The sequence below is a fragment of the Nocardioides cavernae genome, from assembly GCF_016907475.1.
Taxonomy (GTDB): domain Bacteria; phylum Actinomycetota; class Actinomycetes; order Propionibacteriales; family Nocardioidaceae; genus Nocardioides; species Nocardioides cavernae.
Map to the genome: position 1 here is coordinate 335,128 of NZ_JAFBCA010000001.1, position 17,759 is coordinate 352,886.

Below are 17,759 nucleotides of genomic sequence, written 5' to 3' on the forward strand. Positions count from 1 at the left end.
GCATGGCAGGGGCCACCGACAGCGCCGCGGCCAGACGAGGCGGACATTCGTCAGGAACGACTGTCCCAGCGTTCGCGCGTGGCGGCGTACCGAGTCGGGACCCCTGCCGACTTCACCAGCTTCGACAGTGTGTCGGCACTGAGGTTGTGCGTCGTCATGATCCGACTGACTGGGACGCTGCGGTCGAGGTAGTCGGCGATGATCGCGTCCCGTGCACTCAGGTCGAGGTCAGCCAATGAGCGGTGGCGCCGTGCGCGCCTCTTGGGCGGAGCCGCGGGCTCACAATTGGTCGTGACGATGGGCGCGCCGATCGCCTGCCATGCGTCGACACGTGTGACCCACTGGTCGAATCGCGCTGGCCAGCGAACTCCGACCACGTCCAACCGACATTCCAAGCACAGGTAGCCGGCGGCCTCGCGGAAGCGGACAGGTACGCGCCAGATGCCCTCGCAGTGAGGGCAGGGCGACAGGACCGGTTGGCCGCCGTCCCAGCTCCATGCGCCGGCCTTGTGCGGATCATCGCTCAGCCGACGGCGGAGGTTCGTGAGTTGCTTACGCGTGTACGAGACCGAACGGCTGGGCACGATCGACGCAATCATGAGGTCGACCTCGATGACAGCTTCACCCGGATCGAGCCATCGGGGGGTCCCCCGGTTCGCGTGCACTTCCGCCATGCGCTCGGCCAGGAGGGCAACGTCGCCGAAGTCAGCCCTGAATGTTTCGTCCGCGGCTAGGTCCTCGACCGTCGCGATGGCTGCCCCGGCCTCGGCTTGCGCCGGCGTGGGGAAGAGGGCAGCCATTCCGAGGCGGAGCAAAGGCCCGTCTTCACATGTGCGGAGCGCGAATGCCTCTGCGTTCGCCCCGAGTGCCCTGAGGGCTAGTGTCACGCCGACCCTTTCGCGACTTCCTCGCGGATACGCCGCCGGCAGGTCGCCCGCCCGGAGTCGAACTAGACCATCCAGCGTCGTCGCTGCCGACTCCGCCGCCGCGCCCAACTCGTATGCGCCTCCGAACGGGACCGAGCGAGCGCCGACGCTCGTCTCAAGGATGATCTCGCCCGTGAACGTCACCGATCGTCCACGCAGCCGGTCGCGTTTGATCGCCTCGATCTGGAAGTCGAGCGATCGGATTGCTTGACCCAGGCGTTGCCGATAGGCGTTCGTCCGCGGGTTGTGTAGGCCGTCGAGAATCGCCTGGAGGTCATCGACGCTGACACCCGAGTCACTCACGCGTAGACCGTCGAACTGGTCGGACAGGTCGCGCCGCTGTGCCAGAAGAGCAGCGGCCTCGAACTGCAGACGTTCGATGTCCTTCATGGCCTCGATCCGCATCAGGCTGGGCATCACCGCCTCGCCGGTCTCGGGGTCCTCGGCGTAGATGTCCTCCTGCTTTCGCGCGATCCGGCGCTCCAGCACGCCGACCTTGTGGTCAAGATCGCCCAACTGAGCTGCCAGCTCCGCATTCTCTTCGTCCATGGACTGGTGGCCGATAGCAGCGAGCAGGGGACGACCGTTCGCGGCCAGAAGACTTTCGACGATCCCGGTCGTCAGGACTTCATCCGGAACCAATGGCACGAACAGGCCGCCGCGAAGCGCTGGGTCACCTGCGGGAAGGGGGCTGTCGAGGAGGACAGGCCACCGGACCGCTTGCCGCTCCTTGGGCCTTCGCGGCGTCCCGAGTTGTCCGGAGACGCCGTTGACCGTGACCGGCATCCCCGTCCACGACCACGCCGTGCGTGTCGATGCGGCCCGTTTCCGGTCACGCAGGTACCTGCGGATCCGCTCGAAGTCAGCGGGCTCGGCCCACCGTCCTGAGGGAGGGAAGCAATTGGCGATCTCGATCGGGTCCACGTCGGGAGAGATGGAGCGAACGAGGATGCCCGTCTCGTAGAAGTCCAGGTTCTCGATGATGGACCGGGACCAACTCGAGACGTAGTCCCACGAGATCCCCGTGACTGGTTTGGATGGTCCTCCGTAATAGGCCCGCGCGCCTTGACCTTCGCTGAGGCGCAGCGTCTCGGTGCTGTAGCCGCGAGCGATGAGGCTTGGCCACAGCTCGCGTAGACCCTTGCCTGGCTTCCCAAGTTCACTGAGCAGCCATTGAATGGTGGCCGCCTGATCGGCGAGACAGGCATTAGGCAGAACCACATCAGGAACGCCCCGGGGCTTGCCGGCGACCGGGTCTTCCTCGGGGTAGAGGTCGGGTGAGTCGATGGCGAGGGTCCATCGCTTGCTGCCATGGGGTTGGTACCGGTAGGTGCCGGGCGGGCAGGCGCTGTGGAGCGCGTATGGGACGCGATAGTGCTCCATCCCCGCACCTGTGTGCTCGCGCTGGCTTGCGAGGCGCTTCAGGATGAAGCCGTCAGCCTCTTGGGTGCTGCCCGTCGCCTCGACGAAGCGGACGATGTCTTGGACCGCGGCTAGATCCCAGCGACCGCGCTTGCCGTCGCCGACCCAGATGGGCCGCTGGCTCTCCAGGTGGCGCAACCGGTGCAGGAGCGTTCCGATGGCCCAGTACTCACGTGCCATCCGATCGGGGCGCTTGAAGTACAACGCTCCGAGTGCCAGGTCTGGTGTCTTGGCGAGCAGGTCCAGCCATTGCACATGGGGCTGCTGAAAGTCCGCCGTCATCTTCTTGCCTGAGCCGGCCGACACGCTGAGAACGACGCCGTGCTCACGTAGGTCGATCAGAAGGAAGCGGTTACTGAACTTCCGTCCGTTAACGTCCTTCGACTCAACCACGATGCCGTGCTTCATGAGCGCGTCTGCGATGAAGTCGCGTGACGGCAGGATCGGGCGAACGTCCAGCCCATGGTTCTCGGCGAGGAAGGTCGCTGCGAGATGTAGGTCGTCAGCAGCGTCGTAGGCACCCACGCGGCTGCTGTCCTTGCTGTTTCGTCCGCAGAGCAACATCGGGAAGTTGGTGCTCACAGCATCATGCAGAGCAGTGTCGAATCGTTCCCGCCACACGATCGAGCCGCTGGCGCTCCACGCGGGTGCCCCCAGCCAAACTGACGGAACTGACTCGACCGCGTGGAACTTCTTGGCGGCACTCATGAAGTTGGTTCGGCTACGTCGGCGCCACACGGCGTATCTGCAATGAAGTTCTGAGTCGACTCAGCAGACGCGGGGACTCGACACCAGCAACTTTCATCCAGCGTCAGCTTCACCTGTGCCGAGTCGCCGCGGCCTTCGGGAGTGACCGACTGAGCGAAGAGACGAGGGGCGCAACACGTGGACATCCAACCTCCTGGGTTCATGGTTGGAGACGTCATCGGCGGACCAACGCCGCGACTTGACTCCCCACCAGGCCCAGGTGTGCAGGCGCCTTGCACATACCGATACCTCGAGTGAGCGATGGGCATCCGGCCCACGACGATCCGCGCAGGAGGCTCCATGCAGTCCCGATCCGGCAGCACTGCCACGTACACGCATCGTGAGATCCACACGATCGACAGCGCTAGGGCACGGATCGAAGTGACCCTAGAGGCCGGGACGATCCACGTCGCTGTCGATGACTACAGCGGTCAGGGACCGTTGGAGTACATCGAGCCGGATCAGGACGTGACTGATTGCTCGTGTCAGGGCTCGACAGACCTGGAGTTGGACGACGCCTACGAGGATGGCTTTGCCGCCGCCGTACACGTCATCCACCGCCAGATGCCCGGGCACTGGGGTCCTTCGAACCTCTGCTACGACGAGCCGTGTGCAACTGCGTGGGGGCAAGCGAGCCTGGGGTCAGCGCGAGCTCGGGGATGAAGCCGCTTCATGCAGGTCGTCATCATGTATCGACCCACAACGCACATCTCGCCCCGTGGGCGAGCACGGCGCGCCTAGCTGGTTAGGACGACGGGCACCGCCATCCTGTCGCCCTCGACCAAGGGCGCCTGACCGGGCCCGCGTCACGCTCGCGTACGTCGAGGAGGTCCGGATCCACGTGCGCGCGGACCCCGGCTCCCTGCCTGGAGATCGTCAAGTTTGGCGCGCAACTGACCACGGGCTCGACCCGCCACCAGGTTCTCATCGGGCCACCCACCCCCCGTCGACAACCAGCGTGTGCCCCGTGACGTAGCTGGAAGCGTCGGAAGCCAGAAACAACATCGCGCCGTCGAGCTCGGACACAGAACCCGCGCGTCCCATCGGCGTCCGCGCCTCGACCCAGGACCGACCGTCGTCAGTGTCCAAGTACCAGGCGTTCATCTCGGTCCTGATCCAGCCGGGAGCGATTGCATTCACTCGCACACCGTCCGGTGCCCACCTCACGGCCAGCTCCCGGGTCAGGCTTACGACTGCACCCTTCGTTGCGATGTAGGACGGGGTGTCGATGCCTTCGCCCGCGACGAGGCCACTGATCGAAGACATGTTGATGATGGCCCCGCGGCCCTGTTTCAGCATCTGCACGGCAGCGGCGCGAGCGCCCGCGTAGACGCCAATGAGATTAACGGCCACGACATCTTGGAAGCCGGCGACTGTCTCGAGGTCCCCTTCATCCGGTGGAGCTACTCCGGCGTTGTTGATCATCACGTCGATCCGACCGTGATGCTTGACCACGTCGCTCAGGAGTCGCTCGACCTCCTGTGGTTCGGACACGTCGCATGGCATGGCGATGACGTCGCCCCCACGTTGGCTCAACTCGACGGCCAGGCTCTCCAGACGATCCTGGCGGCGGGCTGCCACGACCACACGTGCACCCGCGTCAGCGAGGACGGCTGCATACCTCGCTCCGATGCCAGACGACGCTCCTGTGACGACCGCTACTCGGCCATCGACCGAGAACAAGTCGTGGATATGTCTGCTCGCAGCAGGCCCCACGATGTTCAACTGCCCATCGTCCTCGACGAGGCTTGCACCTCGGCTATGGACGCTTCGTCAAGGATGCGCCCGTTAAGACCGTCGGGGAGCTCCGAAGTGGGCCAGTCGATGTAGCCGGAGTCCTCGCCGCTGTACCAAAACTTCTTCTCCGGCGTCGGCGCCCACGGGACCCCGTGCGCGATCCGATCGACCAAGTCGGGGTTGGCCAGGAACGGCCGACCGAACGCGACCAGATCGGCAAGTCCAGAAGCCAAGGCGGCCTCACCGCGATTAACGTCGTACTGATGAGCGACGATGAGGGGGCCGGTGAAGCGCTCGCGCAGGTCTGCGCGGAACTCCTCTGACAGCGGCTCGAGGTCGTCGGCCAGGCTGTCGGCCTCGGCAACGTGGAGGTAAGCGATGCCCTTGCCTTCCAACACAGAGGCCGCCAACAACGTGGTCGTCTCCATCTCGGGATCCGCTCCGTCGGCGTAGCCGATCCGCGGGCTCAGTCTCACCCCGACCCGCTTGGCCCCGATCGCGTCGACGACTGCGTCGACCACCTCGGACAGGAATCGGCACCGCGCCGTGGGCGAGCCGCCGTAGTCGTCCTGCCGCTTGTTGGTCGTGCTGCGCAGGAACTGGTCGATGAGGTAGCCATTTGCGCCGTGCAGCTCGACGCCGTCGAACCCCGCACGTACCGCGCGCACGGCCGCATCCCGGTGTTCGTTGACGACCTGCCGGATGTCGCTCACCGTCATCTCGCGGGCCTCGTCACACGGCACCGCGCCCTTCCACCCGTCGGAGCGGACGGCCCAGACGCGAGCCGGCGCAGTCTGCTGGCTTGGCGCGAGTGGTACGTCGCCACATGTCTCGCGGCTGGCCAACCGACCGACATGCCAGTGCTGCATGAAGATGCACCCGCCGCGGCTGTGGACGGCGTCGGCCACGTCGGCCCAAGCCGCCTCCTGCTGATCGGTGTAGCACCCTGGCGTCTGTCCGAAGCCCTTGCCATGTAGCGAGATGTTGGTCGCCTCGGTGACAACGAGCCCTGCACCAGCTCGTTGGCTGTAGTAGGTCGCCGCTTCCGGCGAGGGAATCCCGTCCGGCTCGCTGGCGCGTGCCCTCGTCATCGGAGCCATCACCACGCGGTTCTCAAGTTCAATGCCACCACGCAAGGTGTACGGCTTCAGCAGAAGCCGCTCGGCACTCTCTGTTGCCGCCACCGCTTTGCTCACAGGTACTTCTGCAGCCAGTCGAGGCAGACGCGCGCCGCGAGCTTGGTCTTCTCCGGGTCGCGGTAGAGCCCGTGGTGGTCTGTCCCCTTCACGACGTGCAGGGCCTTGTCGGGCGTCGGGATGGCGTTGTACGTGCGGGTCTCAAGGTCCGACCAGGTGAAGTCGTCGTTGTCTGCCAGCACGAGGAGGGTCGGGGTGTCCACCAGTTCACGCACGTGGGGCTCGACGGAGTACTCCATGAGCATCTCGGTGGAGGCGACCGTGTTGCGGTTCTCGTAGTTGGGCGCCTCGGTCTCCTTGAGCATCTGGAAGAGCGGCGGGCTGCCGGGGAACGGCCAGGTGCAGAGCTCGGACTCGGGGGTGGTGGACGAGTGCTTCATGTACTCGTGCTCACCGGTCGCGAACCGCTTCCGCCGGCTCTCGACGATGGCCGAGCGCAGACGCCGGAAGCCCATCGTGCCGTGGGCGCGCCTCATGGTCTCCAGACCGTCGACCACCGGGACGATCGAGATGACGACCTTGGCGCGGCTGTCGATCGCGCCCACGATCATCGAATGGCCACCGCTGTAGGAGATGCCCCACACCGCGATGCGCGTGGAGTCGATCGCGTCGAGGGTCTCCACGTAGCTGATGGCGTTTCGGTAGTCCTCGACCTGACCGTGCGGGTCGAGGTGCTGGCGAGGCGCGCCCTCGCTGCCTCCGAACCCGCGATAGTCGAAAATCAGGGAGGCGTAGCCCGCTGCGGCGAAGATCTCGGCGTACCTCGGCTGCACGAGCTCCTTGACGTAGCACCAGCCGCCGGCCATGACCACGACGGGGAAAGGGCCGTCGCCCTCCGGCAGGTGCAACTGGGCCTCCAGCTGGACGCCCTCACTGGTGAAGTAGACAGTCTCGAACACGAACGCTCCTTTGGGATGGTGAAGATGTGTCAGCAGGTGAGCCAGCCGCCGTCGACCGGAAGCACAGCCCCAGTGACGTAGGCGGCGTCCTCGGAGGCGAGGAAGGCGATGGCAGCGGCCTGGTCACGTGGCTCGCCGAAGCGACGTAGCGGGATCCGCTGGATGAGGGCGCTCGACGCGTCCGCGTCCTCGCGCAGAGATCGGTTCATGGCGGTCGCAGTGACCCCCGGTGCGATCGCATTCACGCGGATGCCGTGAGCGGCGAGCTCAAACGCCGACGCCCGGGTGAACATCAGCATCGCGGACTTGGACGCCGTGTACGCCGCATGCCGGGGCAGCGCAACGAACGACTCGATGGAGCACACGTTGACCACCGCGCCACCTCCGCCCAGCCCTGTCCGGTGCCTGACGAACTGGGAGGTGAGCAGGTACGGAGCATGGACGTTGACCGCGAGGGTCCGCTTCCACTCCCCCAGGTCGTGGTCAGCGACGTCGCTGCGGTGGAGGATCCCGGCAGCGTTGACCAGGACATCCACCGGGCCGACCCCGTCGAAGAGGTCGCCGGGCACAGGATCGATGAGGTCGTGGACGATGGGATGGAACCTGTCGGACCCCGCGAGCGAGTGGTCAGCCATGTCGGACCGGTCGAGCCCGAAGACCGTCGCTCCCTCGGAGTGCAGGCGCTCGCACGTGGCAGCGGCGATACCCGAGCCGGCGCCGGTGACGAGCGCGATCTTTCCGTCGAATCTACTCATTGAAGTCGGTATCCCCCGTCGATGTAGAGGACTTCTCCGGTCATGTAGGACGCGTCGGGGCCAGCCACGTGGGCGACTGATGCCGCGATCTCCTCGGGCGTACCGAGCCGACCCTGCGGGATCAGGTCGAGCACATTGGGGTCTGGCGAGGACATCTCCGTCGCAAGGGCGCCTGGCGCCACCGCGTTGACCCGGATGCCGCTGCCGGCGAGCTCGAGCGCCATGGCACGCGTGAGGCCAACGAGACCGCCCTTGGTAGTTGCGTACGCCGCTTGCAGCGGGTTGGGCCAGGCGACGTCGGACTCGACCGAGGAGATGTTGACGATGTTGCCCGTGGCGCCCTCCGCAAGCCAGTTGCGGACGACGTCCCTGCTCAAGATGAACGGAGTGGTCAGGTTGAGATCCACGATCGTCTGGAGCTGGTCCGCGGTGATGTCGGCGACACTCGTGTAGACCATCGTCGCGGCATTGTTGACCAAGACGTCGATGGGGCCGTGATCGGACCGGACCGAATCGATCACTGTGGCGCAGACGTCGTGGTCGGACAGGTCAGCGCGCAGCGCGCTAAAACCGTCACGACCCGCCAACGGCGAAGCCCCACGGCTGATGCCGACGACGGCGTACCCGTCGTCGAGGAAGCGGGCGGCGATCGCCAGCCCGAGCCCCCGACTGACGCCGGTGACAACCGCTCGCCTGATCGGCGTGCTCATGCGCCCTCCTCCTCGGCCGCCGCGTGACGGGGTTCTTCCGTCGTTGCACTGCTGCGAGCCAGCACCTCGTCGAGTGTGCGCAGGAACCGGGCGGCATCGGCCCCGTCCAGCACGCGGTGGTCAGCCGAGAGGACACCCGTGGCCACCATGTTGCCCGCCCCCGGCCGGACCCGACCGAGTCCGAGGATGGCGACCTGGGGGGGAGTGACCATCGGGACAACGAGGTCGCCGCCCAGCGGTCCGACGTTCGAGATCGAGAACGTGCCTCCGGTCAGGTCGGCCGGCATCAATCGCCCGTTCCGAGCCCCCTCAACCACCCGGCGACGCTCGCGGGCGACACTGGCCCAGCTGGTGGTGGCGCTGATGCGGATCACCGGAGCGACCACCCCCGCGGGGCTGTCGGCGGCAAGGGCGATCGCCGGGTGCTTGAATCGAACGATGTCACCCTCGTTGAAGTGGCAGTTCAGTTCTGGGTGCACATCCAATGCCTCCGCGGTGGCGCGCAGGAGGACATCGGTCAGCGTTGTGGGGAGGCCTCGTGCGCGCAGCTCCTCGACCGTGCGGAGCGCGGCTCCCATCGCGAGGTCGCGGTGCACGGAGAACTGAGGGATCGAGGCAGACTTCGTCATCAAGGACGCCAGCGCTCTACGGTGCCGGGACAGCGGGAGTCGCTCTCCGCTCTCCTGCGCGGGCACGCCGCCCTCATCGTCGGCACGGCGCCGCACGAGGCCTCGCCGCACCGCAGGAGGCAGACCGCTGAAAGCTCCTGGGCCGTCGAAGTCATCGGAGATCAGCGCCGCAGCCGGAGCCGAGGTCGCCGTGTCATCACGCACGGCGACGGGCTCGACGGACGGCACCGGTTCGACGGGGTCCCCTAGCTCGGTCGGCTCGGCGGACTCGCCGTCTGCCGCGGGGCCAGGTGAATCCGCTGCCGGGGCAGATCCGACGGCCGGGGTTGCTCCGGCAGGCGCTGTGCCGATACGTGCGCGCAGGCTCGCCAGTTCGTCGGGCGACGGGGCCTCGCCGGGACCGGCAATAAACGCGAGCACGTCCCCCGGCACCACGCTGCTCCCGACTTCACGCGCAACGTCGGTCATGACACCTCCGAACGGCGCCTCGACCTCCATGTTGGCCTTGGAGGTCTCGACCTCCACAACGGGATCGCCCTCGTCGAAGCTCTCGCCCGCCGTCACCAGCCACGAGAGGAGCACCATCGGCTCGTCGTCGTCACCGAGCGAGACCTTGGGCATCACCAGTTCTTGCACGGGCTATGCCTCTCCATTCCATGCGGCCAGGCGTCGCGCCGCCTCGCAGACGCTCTCGACGCTCGGGAAGACCAGGGCTTCGAGGTCAGGGGTGTACGGGGTCGGCACCGGCTTGCTCCCCAAGATCACAGGAGGAAGCTCCAACGCGTCATTGGCCTGGGCGGTGATGACTGCGGAGAGGGTCGAGCCGACGCCGAAGGCTGGTGGATCGTCGGTCAGGCACAGCACACGTCCGGTCCTGCGGGCCGACTGCACCATGACGGATGAATCCAGCGGACTCATCCGCTCCAGCGACACGATGTCCAGGTCGATGCCCTCTTCCGCCAGCACTGAGGCTGCCTGCGTTGCGAGCGTGACGCCGTAGCCGTAGGTGATGACGCTCAACGTCGTTCCGGACCGGATGACCACCGGCTGCACATCGTCGGGAACCTCGCCGCGGGTGAAAGTGCCCGTTCGCCGGTAGAGCCGCATGTCCTCGAGCAGCACAACCGTGTCGGACTGCGTCAGCGCCCAGCGCATCGCGTCGTACGCGGCCTGGGGCGACGACGGAACCAAGACCACAAGGCCCGGAATCGATGACAGGTATGCGTGCTGGGTCTGGGAGTGCTGCGCCGCAAACGACCCGAGCGGCCCCTGGCCGACGCGAACCACGAGCGGCACCGAGACCTGGTTTCCACTCATGTAGCGGAGTTTCGCGGCGTTGTTGATCAGTTGGTCCATCCCCAGCAGGAGAAAGCCCGAGAAATCCACCTCGACGACGGGACGGGCGCCGGCGAGCGCGGCCCCGACGCCGAAGCCCATGGTGGCCGCCTCGGAGATCGGCGTGTTGCGCACGCGCTCGGCGCCGAACTCGTCCACGAGAGCCTTTGTGGCCCCGAACGGGAATCCGGCCTCGATGTCCTGCCCCATGAGGACGATGGAGGGGTCGAGCCTCATCGCGTCCTGTTGTGCGGCGGCGAGCGCATCACCGAAGTTGCCCGCAACCGTCTCGGTCGTGGTGTCCGCGGTCATGCAAGCACTCCATCCGTCAGGTCGGCGGGGCTGCTGTGCTCACTCTCGCGTGCGAAGGCCACCGCGGCGTCCACGACGTTGCGGGCATCCTCGTCGAGGCGGTTCGTGGTCGACTCGTCCAGTCCTGCAGCCCCGGCGAGGATCGTCAGGGGGTCGCGCGCCTTCCAGCCCGCCACCTCGTCCTTCGTACGGTAGACGCCGTGGGCCGGGTCGCCGCGGGAGTGCCCCATGAACCGGTAGGTCAGCGCCTCGATGACAGCAGGCTGGCCGGCACGGGCACCCTCGACGAATGAGCCGGCGAGGTCACGAACCGCGAGCACGTCCTGGCCGTCGACGGATTCCGCGCGAACGCCGAAGGACTCGGCGCGCGAGACCAGGCCGGGACCGGCCGTGGAGTCCGATGCGGCCGTGGTGATGGCGTAGGAGTTGTTCTCGCAGACGAGAACCAAGGGCAGCGACCAGAGCGCGGCCAGGTTGAGGGTCTCGTAAAGTACGCCCTGGTTGATGGCGCCGTCGCCGAAGAACGCTACGCACACCTGACCGGTGCCGCGCAGCTTGTTGGCGAGCGCCACCCCGCCGGCGAGCGGAATCGAACTGCCAACGATGGCCATAGTGCCTAGGAAGCCGCTACTGGTGTCGGTGGCGTGCATCGAGCCACCCTTACCTCGCGAGACGCCGTCCAGGCGACCGTAGAGCTCGGCCATCAGTCGGGGTGCGGCCACTCCCTTGGCGAGGGCGTGACCGTGGCCCCTGTGGTGGCTGAGCACCTGGTCTTCAGGCCCAAGCGTGCTGATGACCCCGACCGCCGTTGCCTCCTGACCGATGGCGACATGGACGGTGCCGAACACATCACCGCTCTCGTAGCCGCGATAGGCCGCGGTCTCGAAGCGCCGGATCAGCGTCATCTTGCCGTACAGGTCGGTCGCCAGCTCGAGGTCGACCGTCGGTCGGGCCACGGATGTCGTCACGTTCACTGCGGCTGCCGAGCTCGCTCGCCGCGCTGCGCTCGCAGCTCGGACGTCGCGTCGTGGTCGACCTGACCGGAGCCATCGAGCTGGACGAGGTAGACGTCGCGGGCAGTCTCCGAGGTGACGTAGCCCTCGCTCGCGTCGTGGCGCACCGACTCGGGGTCACGCAGGCCGGGGTCACCCCAGCCGCCGCCGCCGGCGGTCCATTGCGAGATGACCTCTCCCGCCTCGAGGACCACGCCGTGCGCCTTGCTGCCGAACTCCGGGGCTGCTGGCCGCTCACGATCTGTCCCCGGATTGATCACGAAGCGAGCGTTGTCGCCAGGGAGGCCCTCATCCAGTCCCCACGGTGCGATCCGCACCCGATTGGCCACAATGGAGAGCGTGGCGTCGTGGTCCAGGACGCGGTGGTCTCGGCGGATTCCGAGGCCCCCACGGTGAGCGCCGGGACCCCCGCTGTCTGGACGGAGCTCGTAGCACTCGACCCGCACCGGGAACCGTTCCTCGACTACTTCAACGGGAACGTTCCAGGTGTTGCCGACGATCGACCAGATGGCGCTCAGCCCGTCGCGGTCGCGGTTGCCGCCCCACCCACCCTCGGGGTACTCGTAGATGACATAGCGCTCGTCCGTCCGCGGGTCCCGTCCGCTGATGATCATGTTGTTCGAGGAGCCGTGATCGCAGGCCATGACGTGCGGCCCACCCTCATCGGAGGCCGGGATCTGCGCGAGCGCACGGAACACCGTGTTGTGGATGATGCAGGTGACCTCGTTGCCGCCAGTGCAGGCTGCTGGGAAGTGGGGGTTAACGATGGTGCCCTTGGGGGCGATGATGTCGATGGCTCGGTAGCAACCCGCGTTGGGTGTGATGTCGGGGTCCATCGCCGCCTGGAACACCATGTACACGCCGGCGTAGGTGTAGCCCAACACGCTGTTGAGAGGGCCTTCTGCCTGCTCCGAGGAGCCGGTGAAGTCGACCTCCACGCGGTCATCGCGGATGCGAACGGTGACGTGGACGGCACGAGGGACGTCCGTGATCCCGTCGTTGTCGATGTAGTCCGTGGCCTCGTAATCGCCGTCTGGCAGCAGCCGAATCGCTTCGCGGGTGCGCCGCTCGGACTGGTCGAGGATCAGTGACATAGCGGATTGGACCTCGTCCGGGCCGTACCTGTCGGCGAGGTCGGTCAGGCGCCTGATCGCGGTGCGGTTGGCCGACATCTGGGCCGCCAGGTCGACCTTGAGCTGCGCCGGCAACCGTGTGTTGCCCACGATGAGCTCGAGCAGGTGCGGATCGACCTCGCCGCGACGCACGAGCTTGATCGGCGCGATGCGCAGGCCCTCCTGATAGTTCTCCTGTGCAGCCGAGAAGAAGCTCCCGGGGACAGTTCCTCCGATGTCGAGGTGGTGGGCTCGGTTAACGGCGAAGCCGAGGAGGTCGTCCTTGAAGAAGATGGGTGCTACGAGCGTCACATCGGGCAGGTGGGTGCCACCGATGTATGGGTCGTTGAGGATGACCATGTCACCCGGCTCGAGTCCCTCCTCGGCAAAGGCGCGCACTACGGCATCGGTTGCGAAGGCCATCGATCCGAGGTGGATAGGGAGGAATTCGCCGTGGCTCACCATCTGACCCTTGGCGTCGAACACCGCGCACGAGTAGTCGTTTCCCTCGTTGAAGATCGGCGAGCAGCTGGTCCGGGACAAGGTCACGCCCATCTCGCGCGAGATCGAGGTCAGTGCGTGGCCGATGACCTGCAGGGTGATCTGGTCGATCTCGGTCATGAGGTAGCTCCTTCCTTGGTGACGATGAGGTTTCCGCTGGCATCACGCACGGCGCGCCACTGCGGTGGGACGACGGTGGTTGCGTCCTCTTGGTGGATCACTGCTGGGCCGCGAACGTCAGTCCCAACGTCGAGGGCGCTGCGGTCATGGATGGTGGCGTCGACGAAGTCGTCGAGGCTCTCGAAATAGACCTTCCTGGTCGCCTCGAGCGAGTCCGAGGAGGTCGGTGGCCAGTTCCACGAGACGGTGGGGTTGTGCTGCTGACCGAAGCCGGTCACGCGGACCGTCACGAGCTCGACTGGCACGTCGGTGAAGGAATGGCCGTATTGACGTGCGTGCATCTCGCTGAACGACTTGGCGAGCAGGCCGAGCGACTCAGCGCTCACCCGCACGCCGTCGTGTTGAACACTCAGCTCGTGGGCCTGACCCCGGTAGTGCAGGTTGGCCCAGACCTCATAGGTGATGGAGTCCTTGGCGAAGCCCTCCTCCCCCAACAGCGAAGTCACATCGTCGAGCAGGCTCCGGATGACTGAGTCGACCTCGGCCGGGTCGAGGTCACCGATCGGCTTGCTGACCGAACGGAGAGCATCACGGCGCGGCTGTGCAAGTGTGGCGCCGAACGCCGATGTGCAACCGGGGAACGGCGGCACGATGACCGAGCTCATGCCGAGCTCTCCAGCGATGTCGAGCGCGTGGACCGGGCCGCCACCGCCGAACGGCACGAGCGCGTAGCCGCGTGGGTCGCGCCCGCGCTCGACGCTGATCGTGCGCACTGCGTTGACCATCGAGGCGTTGACCAGCCGGAGAATGCCGGCGGCCGCACGCTCGACGCTGATGCCCAGCGGCTCCGCGATGACACGACCGATCGCCTCCCGAGCGGCCTCGACATCGAGGCTCAGCGAGCCGCCGAGGAGGTAGGTCGGCGAGTAGCGGCCGAGGACCAGGTTGGCGTCGGTGACCGTCGGGTCCGTGCCTCCTCGGCCATAGCAGGCTGGTCCGGGTGTGCTTCCGGCCGAGGCAGGTCCGACTCGGAGTGCACCGCCTGTGTCGATCCAGGCGATCGATCCGCCGCCCGCGCCAATGGTGTTGAGGTCGAACGTCGGGTAGGCGATGTCGAGGCCGCCGACAACCAGGTCCAGTCGCTCGTCGGGAACTCCGCCCTGGATGCCGGAGACGTCGCAGCTTGTGCCGCCCATGTCGAGGGTCAGCACGTCCTCGGTGCCGACCTGGCTGGCCAGCCAGCGGGCACCGGACACGCCACCGGCGGGGCCGGAGAGCAGGGTGGGGATCGGCGAGCCGACTGCCGCGGCGGCTGCCAGGGAGCCGCCAGAGTTCGTCATGACCGACAGGCGGCTCGGATCGACCCCGCGCTCGCGCAGTCGGTCGGCAAGCTCTTGCACGAAGTTTCGGACCACCGGCGCTACGTAGGCAGCGGTCACTGTCGTCGATGTGCGCTCGTACTCGCGTAGCACCGGCAGCACGTCACTGCTGAGGAAGACGAACTCGGCGCCGCCCTCGTCCTCGATGATCTCCAAAGTGCGCTGCTCGTGCGCGGCATTCCGGAAGGAGAAGAGGTATGCGATGGCGACCGAGGTCACGCCTTCGTCGCGCAGCTCGCGCCACGCGGCTCTGACGCCTTCTTCGTCGAGCGGAGTCACCACGTGGCCGGACGCGTCGACCCGTTCTGTGACCTCCTTGCGCCACCGGCGCGGGACCAGCGCCGGCGGCACCGTCTCGTTGAGGTCGAACAGCCGATCGCGGTGCGTGCGCCGGATCTCCAGCACGTCGCGGAAGCCAGCGGTGGTAAGCAGCCCGGTGGGGGCCCCCCGACGGGTGAGGATCGCGTTGAGCGTCAGCGTGGTTCCGAGCTTGACGTGGCTGACGTCGACGCCGCTTACCCCGGCGGCGTCGAATGCCTCCATGATGCCGTCTGCCGGCTGGTCGTAGTTCGTCGGCGCCTTGAAGGCTCGGGTGAGCCCAGTCTCCTCGTCGAGCACGACAACGTCCGTGAACGTGCCGCCGACATCGATCCCGATTCGCTTCAACGTGTGGTCCTTCCCTGCGGGTGCCTCAGTCTCTGTAGAGACGGTTCGAAGGTCAATACGATGTTTCGCTCAGCGTTCCAAACACAGCGCTGCGGGGTCTATAGGTAGACGTGTCACGTGCCGGTCGATTGCATCTTCTACTGCGGCCGCGATGACGGCTCCGGGAAGGATGATCGGGGCCTCGCCAATGCCCTTGGCGCCGAGCGGCCCCTCGGTGCTCGGCACGGTGACCACGGCGTGGATGACGATCTCGTCCGGTACGTCGCCCGCGGTCGGGAGGCGGTAGTCCACGAGGTTGGGGTTGATGACGCGCCCCTTGGAGTCGGCGTGGATCTCCTCGAGCAGTGCGTACCCCAGTCCCTGCACAATCCCGCCCTCTACCTGTCCCTTGAGGCCTTGCCAGTCGATGACGTGGCCCACGTCGTGGGCCGCGACGTACTTCCTGACCCGTACCAGCCCCAGCTCATCGTCGACCTCGACCCAGGCGCCTTGGCAGTGGAACGTCGGTTCGTGGAAGGCAGGGATCAACATGCCTTCAGCCGTGCTGGCGTCGAAGGCGACGGACTGCGCCTGGAAGCGTCCGCGACCCACGACCGGCCCGGCGGCGGCCCCCGCCTCGCGTACGACGTCACCCAACGGACGCATCGAGGTCGGGACGCCACGGATGCCCACCATGCCGGCGTCGAGGTCGACGTCGCTCACGTCGACCTCAAGGTGGGCCGCGAGCGCCGCCTTCACGTCGGCGATGGCAGCTATGGCCGCACTTCCCGCGCCGTAGAGCGTCCTGCTGCCCTCGGACCCGAAGTCCGCCGGGGCTGCCCGCGTGCCACCGTTGACCACCCGCACCACAGACGGGTCGACCGACAGCGCTTGGGCCACTAGCGCCCGGACGCCCGAGACGACGGCGCCGGTCCCGATCTCGACTGCGCCGGAGTGGACCGTCACTCCTCCGTCGTCCTCCATCCGGACGTGGACAGCAGACGCGCCCGGGGCTGTGAACCACCAGGCCGCCGCCAGTCCGAACCCATGTCGATGGTGGTCGCGCGCAGGAGTCGCGTCCGCCTCCTTCCGCCACTGCGCCAACTGCCGCTCCACGGCGTCGATGCACTCCGCGATGGGCGGGTTCGAAAGGATCTGGCCGGTAGGACCAAGCGAACCGTCCCGCACGAGGTTGCGCCTGCGCAGCTCCACCGGATCCAAGCCGAGATCACGGGCAATCGTGTCCATATGCCGCTCCAGCGCGAAGGCCATCTGCGGGCCTGACGGGGACCTGAAGGAGCCGGTGGGTTGTAGGTTCGTGCTGACGGCATGCACCTCGCTGACGACTGCGTCCACCGCATAGGGGCCAACGGCCTGCATCGCGCCCATGGCGGTGATGTACGGCGTGTCCACGACATACGCCCCCGAGTCGAAGTAGCCCTTGACCCGGCGGCCCACGATCGTCCCATCCTTGGTGACGGCCGAGGCGACCGTCACGAGGGACGACTCCCGCGGGTTGCTCGCCTGCATGTCCTCCCCTCGCGGGCAGACCACCTGCACCGGCCGGCGGGTGGCAAGCGCGAGTGCTGCAGCGTACGGCGCCATGCCCTGGTGCAGCTTGCCGCCGAATCCGCCACCGAACGTCGGCACTCGCACGACGACATCGGTCAGCGGTAGGTCGAAGATGGACGCGAGGCTGGCCCGCACTTGGTAGGGCGCCTGGGAGGTCATGGTGACGACCAGGTGGCCGTCCTGGTCGATCTCGGCGAGGGCGGAGCGCAGCTCGATGTAGCCCTGATGGGCACGCTGGCTCGTGATCGAGGTCTCGATCACCGTGACATCCGAACGCTCGAACGCCGCGGCGGCGTCCCCGCGGACGACACGCGATGGCGCCAGCACGTTCGACTGTCCTCGGCGAACCTGAGGGGCGTCAGGGGCGATGGCGGCGACCAGGGTCACAACCGGCTCCAGTTCGTCGTATGTCACCTCGACAAGTGCTGCCGCCGCTAGCGCCTGCTCACGGCTGTTAGCAGCCACCAGCGCGATCGGTTGGCCCGCGAACCTCACATCGTCGCTAGCGAGCATCGGCTCGTCCGGCTCAACATCGCCGAACAGGCGGTCTGGCACGTCATCAGGGCCGAGCACCGCCAGCACCCCGGGCGCAGAGCGAGCCTTCTCGAGGCGTAACGCAACAACGCACCCGCGAGCGATGGCGGAGCGGACCACCACTCCGTGCAGCATGCCCTGCGGGTAGTGGTCCTGAGTGTAAAGCGCCCGGCCGGTGATCTTGGCCCGGGCATCGGAGCGGGGCAGGTCCACCG

Annotated in this window: 12 protein-coding genes; all 12 read right to left on the reverse strand. The window is 66.9% G+C overall.

Annotated features, from left to right (window positions below):
- Window positions 1-50: 50 nt before the first annotated feature.
- Window positions 51-2,930 (reverse strand): hypothetical protein, encoded by a 2,880-nt coding sequence (locus JOD65_RS01635; RefSeq protein ID WP_191194061.1) that lies wholly within the window; start codon window positions 2,928-2,930, stop codon window positions 51-53.
- A gap of 1,089 nt (window positions 2,931-4,019) precedes the next feature.
- Complete coding sequence (locus tag JOD65_RS01640; RefSeq protein WP_307821361.1) at window positions 4,020-4,811, reverse strand: SDR family NAD(P)-dependent oxidoreductase; 792 nt, start codon at window positions 4,809-4,811, stop codon at window positions 4,020-4,022.
- A 5-nt stretch (window positions 4,812-4,816) separates the two neighbouring features.
- Window positions 4,817-6,028, reverse strand: a complete 1,212-nt coding sequence (locus tag JOD65_RS01645; protein ID WP_204810902.1) for an alkene reductase — start codon at window positions 6,026-6,028, stop codon at window positions 4,817-4,819.
- Complete coding sequence (locus tag JOD65_RS01650; RefSeq protein ID WP_191194060.1) at window positions 6,025-6,927, reverse strand: alpha/beta hydrolase; 903 nt, start codon at window positions 6,925-6,927, stop codon at window positions 6,025-6,027. Before JOD65_RS01650 ends, JOD65_RS01645 begins: the two co-directional genes overlap by 4 nt.
- Window positions 6,928-6,956: 29 nt before the next feature.
- The gene (locus tag JOD65_RS01655; RefSeq protein ID WP_191194059.1) at window positions 6,957-7,682 is read right to left on the reverse strand and encodes an SDR family NAD(P)-dependent oxidoreductase; all 726 of its coding nucleotides are present in this window, start codon (window positions 7,680-7,682) and stop codon (window positions 6,957-6,959) included.
- The gene (locus tag JOD65_RS01660; RefSeq protein ID WP_191194058.1) at window positions 7,679-8,392 is read right to left on the reverse strand and encodes an SDR family NAD(P)-dependent oxidoreductase; all 714 of its coding nucleotides are present in this window, start codon (window positions 8,390-8,392) and stop codon (window positions 7,679-7,681) included. The genes JOD65_RS01655 and JOD65_RS01660 overlap by 4 nt, the downstream gene beginning before the upstream one ends.
- Window positions 8,389-9,657: a 2-oxo acid dehydrogenase subunit E2 gene (locus JOD65_RS01665; RefSeq protein WP_191194057.1), complete on the reverse strand. Its 1,269-nt coding sequence runs from the start codon at window positions 9,655-9,657 to the stop codon at window positions 8,389-8,391. The genes JOD65_RS01660 and JOD65_RS01665 overlap by 4 nt, the downstream gene beginning before the upstream one ends.
- A gap of 3 nt (window positions 9,658-9,660) precedes the next feature.
- Window positions 9,661-10,668: an alpha-ketoacid dehydrogenase subunit beta gene (locus JOD65_RS01670; protein WP_191194056.1), complete on the reverse strand. Its 1,008-nt coding sequence runs from the start codon at window positions 10,666-10,668 to the stop codon at window positions 9,661-9,663.
- The gene (locus JOD65_RS01675; RefSeq protein WP_191194055.1) at window positions 10,665-11,573 is read right to left on the reverse strand and encodes a thiamine pyrophosphate-dependent dehydrogenase E1 component subunit alpha; all 909 of its coding nucleotides are present in this window, start codon (window positions 11,571-11,573) and stop codon (window positions 10,665-10,667) included. The genes JOD65_RS01670 and JOD65_RS01675 overlap by 4 nt, the downstream gene beginning before the upstream one ends.
- 65 nt (window positions 11,574-11,638) lie before the next feature.
- On the reverse strand, window positions 11,639-13,414 hold the full coding sequence (locus JOD65_RS01680; RefSeq protein ID WP_191194054.1) for a hydantoinase B/oxoprolinase family protein: 1,776 nt from the start codon (window positions 13,412-13,414) through the stop codon (window positions 11,639-11,641).
- Window positions 13,411-15,459, reverse strand: a complete 2,049-nt coding sequence (locus JOD65_RS01685; RefSeq protein WP_191194053.1) for a hydantoinase/oxoprolinase family protein — start codon at window positions 15,457-15,459, stop codon at window positions 13,411-13,413. Before JOD65_RS01685 ends, JOD65_RS01680 begins: the two co-directional genes overlap by 4 nt.
- A gap of 69 nt (window positions 15,460-15,528) precedes the next feature.
- Entirely contained in the window at window positions 15,529-17,757 is a 2,229-nt protein-coding gene (locus JOD65_RS01690) for a xanthine dehydrogenase family protein molybdopterin-binding subunit (RefSeq protein ID WP_191194052.1), read from the reverse strand.
- Window positions 17,758-17,759: the final 2 nt, after the last annotated feature.

What these genes read in the sequence shown, in the direction of transcription:
- JOD65_RS01655 (WP_191194059.1), bottom strand. Translation starts at nt 7,682, where the DNA reads ATGAGTAGATTCGACGGAAAGATCGCGCTCGTCACCGGCGCCGGCTCG.
- JOD65_RS01660 (WP_191194058.1), bottom strand. Translation starts at nt 8,392, where the DNA reads ATGAGCACGCCGATCAGGCGAGCGGTTGTCACCGGCGTCAGTCGGGGG.
- JOD65_RS01670 (WP_191194056.1), bottom strand. Translation starts at nt 10,668, where the DNA reads ATGACCGCGGACACCACGACCGAGACGGTTGCGGGCAACTTCGGTGAT.
- JOD65_RS01675 (WP_191194055.1), bottom strand. Translation starts at nt 11,573, where the DNA reads ATGACGCTGATCCGGCGCTTCGAGACCGCGGCCTATCGCGGCTACGAG.
- JOD65_RS01680 (WP_191194054.1), bottom strand. Translation starts at nt 13,414, where the DNA reads ATGACCGAGATCGACCAGATCACCCTGCAGGTCATCGGCCACGCACTG.